This is a genomic window from Vogesella mureinivorans (assembly GCF_007644035.1).
Classification (GTDB): Bacteria; Pseudomonadota; Gammaproteobacteria; order Burkholderiales; family Chromobacteriaceae; genus Vogesella; species Vogesella mureinivorans.
Genome location: NZ_VMTV02000290.1, coordinates 1 through 250, shown reverse-complemented (window position 1 = coordinate 250; position 250 = coordinate 1). Strand labels below are relative to the sequence as shown.

The 250-nt window shown below is 62.8% G+C and carries 1 protein-coding gene; it reads right to left on the bottom strand.

Annotated elements, in window-relative coordinates; translation table 11 throughout:
• Positions 1 to 44: 44 nt before the first annotated feature.
• Positions 45 to 250: HisA/HisF-related TIM barrel protein (locus FLQ44_RS08325; protein WP_240801221.1), on the bottom strand; the 206-nt coding region annotated here is incomplete at its 5' end.

Here is a 250-nt window from a genome sequence, read left to right as displayed (position 1 = left end):
ACCGTCCTTGACGTCGAGGTAGGGAGTGATGCGGGCCTTGAGTATCATGCCGCCCCCTTGAGCATGGCCAGTGCTTCACGTGAATCAATGCGGCCGTCATAGAGCGCCCGGCCCGAAATGGCCCCTTCAAGGATCTGGGCGTCCGGCGCGGTCATGCGCACGATATCCGCCATAGAGGCGAGGCCGCCCGAGGCGATGACCGGGATCGAGGTGGCATTGGCGAGCTCAAACGTCGATGGACAGTTGATGC